This is a genomic window from Duncaniella sp., from assembly GCF_029054785.1.
Classification (GTDB): Bacteria; Bacteroidota; Bacteroidia; order Bacteroidales; family Muribaculaceae; genus Duncaniella.
Map to the genome: position 1 here is coordinate 23,636 of NZ_JAIDEN010000097.1, position 6,260 is coordinate 29,895.

General features: G+C 48.5%; 8 protein-coding genes. 5 read left to right on the forward strand and 3 right to left on the reverse strand.

What is annotated here, in order from left to right:
• Positions 1 to 624: a radical SAM protein gene (locus tag K2H17_RS06465; RefSeq protein ID WP_300132799.1), complete on the reverse strand. Its 624-nt coding sequence runs from the start codon at positions 622 to 624 to the stop codon at positions 1 to 3.
• A 281-nt stretch (positions 625 to 905) separates the two neighbouring features.
• On the opposite strand from K2H17_RS06465, the gene K2H17_RS06470 reads away from it, so the two are divergent.
• From K2H17_RS06470 to K2H17_RS06490, 5 genes are all read left to right on the forward strand, one after another.
• The gene (locus tag K2H17_RS06470) at positions 906 to 1,553 is read left to right on the forward strand and encodes a 50S ribosomal protein L25/general stress protein Ctc (protein WP_300132802.1); all 648 of its coding nucleotides are present in this window, start codon (positions 906 to 908) and stop codon (positions 1,551 to 1,553) included.
• A gap of 187 nt (positions 1,554 to 1,740) precedes the next feature.
• Positions 1,741 to 2,304 (forward strand): aminoacyl-tRNA hydrolase, encoded by a 564-nt coding sequence (gene pth / locus K2H17_RS06475; RefSeq protein ID WP_300132805.1) that lies wholly within the window; start codon positions 1,741 to 1,743, stop codon positions 2,302 to 2,304.
• A gap of 31 nt (positions 2,305 to 2,335) precedes the next feature.
• Positions 2,336 to 2,770, forward strand: a complete 435-nt coding sequence (locus K2H17_RS06480; protein WP_300132808.1) for an RNA-binding S4 domain-containing protein — start codon at positions 2,336 to 2,338, stop codon at positions 2,768 to 2,770.
• A 10-nt stretch (positions 2,771 to 2,780) separates the two neighbouring features.
• Entirely contained in the window at positions 2,781 to 3,380 is a 600-nt protein-coding gene (locus K2H17_RS06485; protein ID WP_300132811.1) for a hypothetical protein, read from the forward strand.
• Positions 3,381 to 3,520: 140 nt separating this feature from the next.
• Positions 3,521 to 4,627 (forward strand): phosphoethanolamine transferase, encoded by a 1,107-nt coding sequence (locus K2H17_RS06490; protein ID WP_300132820.1) that lies wholly within the window; start codon positions 3,521 to 3,523, stop codon positions 4,625 to 4,627.
• Positions 4,628 to 4,641: 14 nt separating this feature from the next.
• Here the strand turns inward: K2H17_RS06490 and lptB are convergent, their stop codons facing one another.
• The gene (lptB, locus tag K2H17_RS06495) at positions 4,642 to 5,439 is read right to left on the reverse strand and encodes an LPS export ABC transporter ATP-binding protein (RefSeq protein ID WP_300132814.1); all 798 of its coding nucleotides are present in this window, start codon (positions 5,437 to 5,439) and stop codon (positions 4,642 to 4,644) included.
• A 34-nt stretch (positions 5,440 to 5,473) separates the two neighbouring features.
• Positions 5,474 to 6,094: a uridine kinase gene (udk, locus tag K2H17_RS06500; RefSeq protein WP_300132817.1), complete on the reverse strand. Its 621-nt coding sequence runs from the start codon at positions 6,092 to 6,094 to the stop codon at positions 5,474 to 5,476.
• Positions 6,095 to 6,260 lie beyond the last annotated feature (166 nt).

Here is a 6,260-nt window from a genome sequence, read left to right on the forward strand (position 1 = left end):
TCAGTGTTTGCGGAGTTGGTAGGTGAATAAATCGAATCGGGTGAAGCCGAGGGTTTCAAGTGCCTTGCGGCTTGCGTCGCGGTCGGCATCGGTGTTGTAGCCGGGTATCAGCGGTATGCGGACGATGCAATCGCTTTGCCGTCCTGTATCGGCTATCATACGGAGATTTTCGAGTACAAGAGCGTTGCTGTGTCCCGTGTAGTCGTGGTAAATATCGGGGTTCGTGTCCTTGATGTCGATAATCAGGGTGTTGGCCACCGGGAGCAACGCCTCGATGTTGGCAACCGGCACATTGAGCGACGTTTCAAGATTGAGGTGCCACTCCGGGCCGCACAACTCACGAAACTCACTGATAAACTGCGGGCGCAGACAAGGCTCGCCGCCTCCGAAGGTCACACCGCCGTTTGTGGCGATGAAATAAAGCTCGTCAATGCGGGTCTCGGAATACAGTTCCTCCGGCGAATATTCACGGAAACGCCCGCCGTCAACAAGAGACTGCGGATTCAGGCAATAACGGCAACTGAGCGGACAGCCGTGAAATGCCACAAGAGTAGTGACGCCATCGCCGTCAGTCGAAAGGCGGTGTCGTGAGATTCCTATTATCCTGGCGCTTTGTTTTCCCATGCGGCGAGAGTGTGATTTATGCAAATATACAAATAATAATTGATTATCTGATAGAGAAATTATTGATAAATAAGGTGATAGGGCGTAAATATCCTGGCTTGTGGAGTTTCGGGGAAATTTATTGGTGGTGAGAGGTTAAATAATGTGAACAAATTGGCTGTAATTAAGGAAAATTCAGTAACTTTGCAGTCGCTTTTTAGCATCCCCGTGTGATGGGAAATTAAGGAGCAATTGAATTACAACTTAATTTTGAGTAACACAATTAAACAAATCAATCAGAAATGAAGACATTTCAACTGACAGCCGAACCCCGTACCGACCTCGGCAAAAAGGCTACCAAAGCCCTCCGCAAAGAAAACAAAATCCCCGTTGTTCTCAATGGCGGTGAAGTAGTGAACCTTCCCTATGAAAAGGCTCTGAAACCGGGCGAAAAGCTCGTGGAAATCGGTAACGGCAAAGGCCTCGTGACCACTGATCTCGTAGTGACTCAGGACGCAGTCCGCAAACTCGTCTACACTCCCGAAATCTTCGCTATCGAGCTTACTGTCAATGGCGAAACCCGTATGGCTGTCCTCAAGGATATTCAGTTCCACCCCGTTAAGGATTCCATTCTCCACATGGATCTCCTCGAAGTAACCGACAAGAAGCCTGTTACTATCGAAGTTCCTGTTAAGCTCGAAGGTCACGCCGAAGGTGTTAAGGCCGGTGGTAAGCTTAACCTCTCGATGAAGAAAATCCGCGTGAAGGCTGTTTACACTGAAATCCCCGAACGTGTGGTTATCAATGTTGACCACCTCGGTCTCGGCAAGACTCTCCAGATCGGCGAACTCCACTTCGACGGTCTCGAACTGATGAATGCCAAGAATGCTGTTGTCTGCGCTGTTCAGCTCACTCGTGCTGCTCGTGGTGCTCAGGCAAACGCTCAGTAATTTCAGCGTTGGCGCCAAGCGCGCTTAAACCGATTCATAGCAACAGATTTTCTCGTCTTTATTCTGACCGGGAAAGTCTGTTGCTTCGTTATTCATGTTAACTTAAAGAGGCTGATTGATGGTCGGTCAGCTTCGTAGCCCCTGAAAGATGCCGGGAGCAGGGCAGGGGCAAGTCTTTTGTCTGAAAATGAAATATCTGATAGTCGGACTTGGAAACATCGGTCCGGAATATGCCAACACCCGCCATAATGCGGGCTTTAGAATCGCCGATGCACTTGCGGCGAGCGGTAATGCTGTGTTTTCGACAGAGCGTTATGGCGACATTGCGCGTATGCGTGTCAAAAACGCCCAGCTGGTGATCCTGAAACCATCCACATATATGAACCTTTCCGGAAACGCAGTCCGTTACTGGAAGGAAAAGGAGGGGATTGAGATTGAAAACATTCTTGTGATTGTCGATGACTGCGCGTTGCCCTTCGGTGCGATCCGTATGAAAGGCTCCGGAAGCGATGCCGGTCATAACGGACTGAAGAATATCGCACAGATGCTCGCCACTCAGGCCTACCCTCGGTTGAGGTTCGGCATCGGTAATGATTTTCCCCGCGGCATGCAGATCGAATACGTCCTTGGCGCTTTTTCGGCGGAGGAAGAAGAGGCTATGCCAGAGAGAATCGATGTGGCCGTAGAGGCTGTGAAAGCTTTCTGTCTGATGGGAATAGGACGGGCTATGAATATGTATAATAAGAAGTAGCAAGAAGTATCAATTTCAAAACGACTGCTATATGAACGAAGTCAGAATTGACAAATGGCTTTGGGCCATGCGTATATTCAAGACGCGCACTGTTGCGACAGAAGCCTGCAAGAAGGGACGCGTCTATGTCGGCGATGCCATCGCGAAGCCCTCGCGTACAATCAAGGTAGGCGATGTGGTCAAAGTGCGCAAGCCGCCGGTCACTTATTCATTCCGGGCGCTTGCGTTGACTCAGAATCGTCTGGGGGCGAAACTTGTGCCTGAATATATGGAAAATATTACGCCCAAGAGCGAGCTTGATCTGCTTGAGATTGTGAAAATATCAGGATTCATAGATAGGCGCAAGGGTCTTGGCCGTCCTACCAAGCGTGAAGGCCGTGAGCTGGCTGAATTCACCGAATCAATGTCGGACGGCTGGGATATTGATTTCCTTGACGATCTTGATGATGACGAATCATTAGAGTAAGTACAGACCGATGACTGCCTTTATCTTGAAATTTGGAAAAGCGTTTTTGAAGCCTTTGCGCTCGAATTGGATTTTCTTTATAATTTTTGGACTTCTTATTGCCGGAAATGCGACTTTGGTTCCGGTGAGGTTTCCTCATGGAGGATGGCACTATTACTGGGGGCCGGCTCTGGAGGGGTTGGCAAGGGCTATGGTTCTGTCATATCTTGTCACTGCGCTTGTCGGCTTGTGTGGGAGTCCCATGAAATTGAAGATAGTGCTCTATGTCTGTGCGGCAATGCTGTTTACGGTAACGACGTATATGATCATGGTGCTTGGGCGCACTTTCTCGCCGGATGTGATTTTGCTTATGGTGGAAACGACCTCTGCCGAATCGAGTGAGTTTTTCAGACAATATCTTCTAAATGCGCATGGTTTGTTGTATTTGGCTCTGTTTCTTGCCATTTTAGCATTTGCTGTGTGCATGGAGCGTCGGCAGGTAGTTTTGTCGAGGGTGCTGACAGAAAGGCATGGCGTAAGTATATATGTATATGCTTGCTGGCAATTGTTATTTCCGGAGGTATATATAAAATTGCAGAAACTGTCTGGCTGGTCCGTTCTTCAATGGTGAGAGATGTCAACCGGTCAAATCTGATGGGGATATTGAATCTTGGGCAGAGAGATTGGGCTGTCTGTGGACAATATAGCGATACGATGACCAATCTGTGTCTGTCGGCCATATTCCTCAGGGAGTTGGGTGAATCAACGAGGATGTGGGAACGGTTGCAGAAAGATATTATAGCAGATTATCCTTCGGGCGGACAGCCTGACAGTCTGTCTGTTGTCTTTGTCCTCGGCGAGTCGCATTCGAAAATCCACAGTTCGCTGTATGCTTATCCGCTGTGTACTAACCCCCGGATGGAAAAAGAAAGAGATCGCGGTAACCTATATTTGTTCCAGGATGTCGTGACGCCATATTGTTCGACGACTGAGGTTATTAAAAATGTATTGTCTGTCAATTCGGTCGGTGATGGTGAAGCGTGGCAAAATCACGCCTGTTTCCCTCTTCTGTTCAAGCTGTCAGGTTATAATGTGCAGCTTTGGGACAATCAGAATGATATGTTTGACGTCGGGCGGAAAGTCGGTTGGGATATTGACATTTCCAATTTTATGGCGGCTGATGTCATGAAGGACTATTGTTATGATTTTATCAGTCCTAAGCCGAGCCGATATGATGGAGAGTTTATTGATGGTTATTTGGAGTCATATTCCACCCCGTCGGCATCTAATTTTAGTCTGATTCATCTTTATGGTCAGCATATAATGGCCTCGTCCCGGTTTCCTCAGACGGTGGAATGGCTTCATTTTAAATCAGCTGATATCGTTCGAGATAAATCAGCCCGGTTGACTGATGAGATGAAAAATGACATTGCAAGCTATGATAATGCCACACGTTATAATGACCATCAGTTAGGTCGGATTATTGATTTTTATCGGGATTCAATCGCAGTGGTGGTCTACTGTCCCGATCATGGAGATGATATATATGACAGTGGTTCGTTTCTTGGTCGAAGGAATATAAGGACGACAACACCGGAACTTGCAAAAGCCCTATATGAAGTGCCGTTCTTTGTATGGTGCAGTGATCGGTATAAATCTGAATATCCAGAAATTGTAGGCAGTATACAGAAAGCCGTCAATAAGCCGATCATGACCGACAATATAGCTCATATCCTTTTTCATCTGGCAAATATGACTGATAACAGTTATTATGTTGCTTCTCGTGATGCTTTGTCGGATGACTACCATTGTCCGCCGCGGATTATCAACCGTAGCGAGAATTATGACGTGGTGATGGGGCGGACTTCAGCCCGCTGATGACTGCCTCCGGTTTACTCGGAGTCGAATTTCTTGCGGTAGAAGATGAAGTCGCGTCCGAGATATTTTTCGCGGACCGTAGGGTTTTCGGCCAGTTCTTCGGAAGTGCCCTGAAAGAGGATCTTGCCTTCGAACAGCAGGTAGGCTCGGTCGGTGATGCGCAGTGTCTCCTGGGCGTTATGGTCGGTGATCAGGATGCCGATGTTCTTTTCTTTAAGATGATAGACAACCGACTGGATGTCCTCGACGGCGATCGGGTCGACTCCGGCAAAGGGTTCATCGAGCATGATGAACTTCGGGTCGATGGCCAGACAGCGGGCTATTTCGGTGCGGCGGCGTTCGCCGCCTGACAATTGGTCGCCGAGGTTGTGGCGCACTTTCTCAAGGCTGAATTCGGCAATAAGGCTTTCGAGTTTGTCGCGCTGGTATTCGGCAGATGTATTGGTCATCTGCAACACGGCTTTGATGTTGTTCTCTACCGAGAGTTTGCGAAACACGCTTGCTTCCTGAGCGAGATAGCCGATGCCGTTCTGGGCACGTTTATAAACCGGATATTTTGTGATGTTGAGATCATTGAGGAAGATCTGACCCTCGTTTGGCGTGATCAGTCCGACGGTCATATAGAAAGTTGTCGTTTTGCCGGCGCCGTTAGGGCCTAACAATCCTACGATTTCCCCTTGGGTCACGTTGATGGATACGTGGTTGGCTACGGTGCGTTTTCCGTATTTCTTGACTAAGTTGTCAGTGCGAAGGACCATCTTTTCAGGGGTCCCGGTGGGGATTGCGGGCTGGAGGTTCTGATTGTCTTCCATTTCTTATAGCGTGGAGTGGGGGAGAAGGGCTTGGTTAGTGGTTGGTGAGTCTGAGGCGCGATTCTATATAGTCGGTCAGCAACTGGATTGCCACTACGTTGCTGCCGCCTTGAGGCACGATGAGGTCGGCATGGCGCTTGGTCGGCTCGATATACATTTCATGCATCGGCTTGAGCACACCCTGATAGCGGTCAAGTACCATTTGGGGAGTGCGCCCGCGTTCAACGCAGTCGCGGGCGATCACGCGGATCAACCGTTCGTCTGCATCGGCGTCGACAAAGACTTTGACATCCATCATCGAACGGAGTATCGGGTCTGTCAGCACGAGAATTCCCTCGACGATGACAACTTCGCGTGGCTCAACCCGAACGGTCTCTTCCTGGCGTGTGCAAGTCAGATAGGAATAGGTCGGCATTTCGATCGTGTTGCCTTCTTTGAGCCGTTTGAGGTGGTCGACAAGAAGAGTCCATTCGATGGAGGCTGGTTCGTCAAAATTGATCTTGCTGCGCTCTTCGACGGGAATATGGCTCGAATCCTTATAATAGGAGTCCTGGGGCAATACAGCGACTTCGCCTGGGGGCAGGCTGTTGATGATTTTGTTTACTACGGTGGTTTTGCCTGAGCCTGTTCCACCTGCTATTCCAATTATTAACATGGTGAGAATGATCGAAAATATTGAGCGGAGGAGAATGTCCGAAAATTAAAATTATTGCAAAGTTAGTTGGCTTGGGGCGATTATCCAAATTTAAGAGGTTGTTTAAAAACAAGAGTTAAAATCTGAGTGGTGTATCTTTTAGATAAATTGTTGTAAATGAGAAAGG

Bases quoted from the DNA above. Each gene is read 5' to 3' on its own strand.
- K2H17_RS06470 (WP_300132802.1), top strand. From the start codon at position 906: ATGAAGACATTTCAACTGACAGCCGAACCCCGTACCGACCTCGGCAAA.
- pth (WP_300132805.1), top strand. From the start codon at position 1,741: ATGAAATATCTGATAGTCGGACTTGGAAACATCGGTCCGGAATATGCC.
- K2H17_RS06490 (WP_300132820.1), top strand. From the start codon at position 3,521: ATGTGGGAACGGTTGCAGAAAGATATTATAGCAGATTATCCTTCGGGC.
- lptB (WP_300132814.1), bottom strand. From the start codon at position 5,439: ATGGAAGACAATCAGAACCTCCAGCCCGCAATCCCCACCGGGACCCCT.
- udk (WP_300132817.1), bottom strand. From the start codon at position 6,094: ATGTTAATAATTGGAATAGCAGGTGGAACAGGCTCAGGCAAAACCACC.
- K2H17_RS06465 (WP_300132799.1), bottom strand. From the start codon at position 624: ATGGGAAAACAAAGCGCCAGGATAATAGGAATCTCACGACACCGCCTT.
- K2H17_RS06480 (WP_300132808.1), top strand. From the start codon at position 2,336: ATGAACGAAGTCAGAATTGACAAATGGCTTTGGGCCATGCGTATATTC.
- K2H17_RS06485 (WP_300132811.1), top strand. From the start codon at position 2,781: ATGACTGCCTTTATCTTGAAATTTGGAAAAGCGTTTTTGAAGCCTTTG.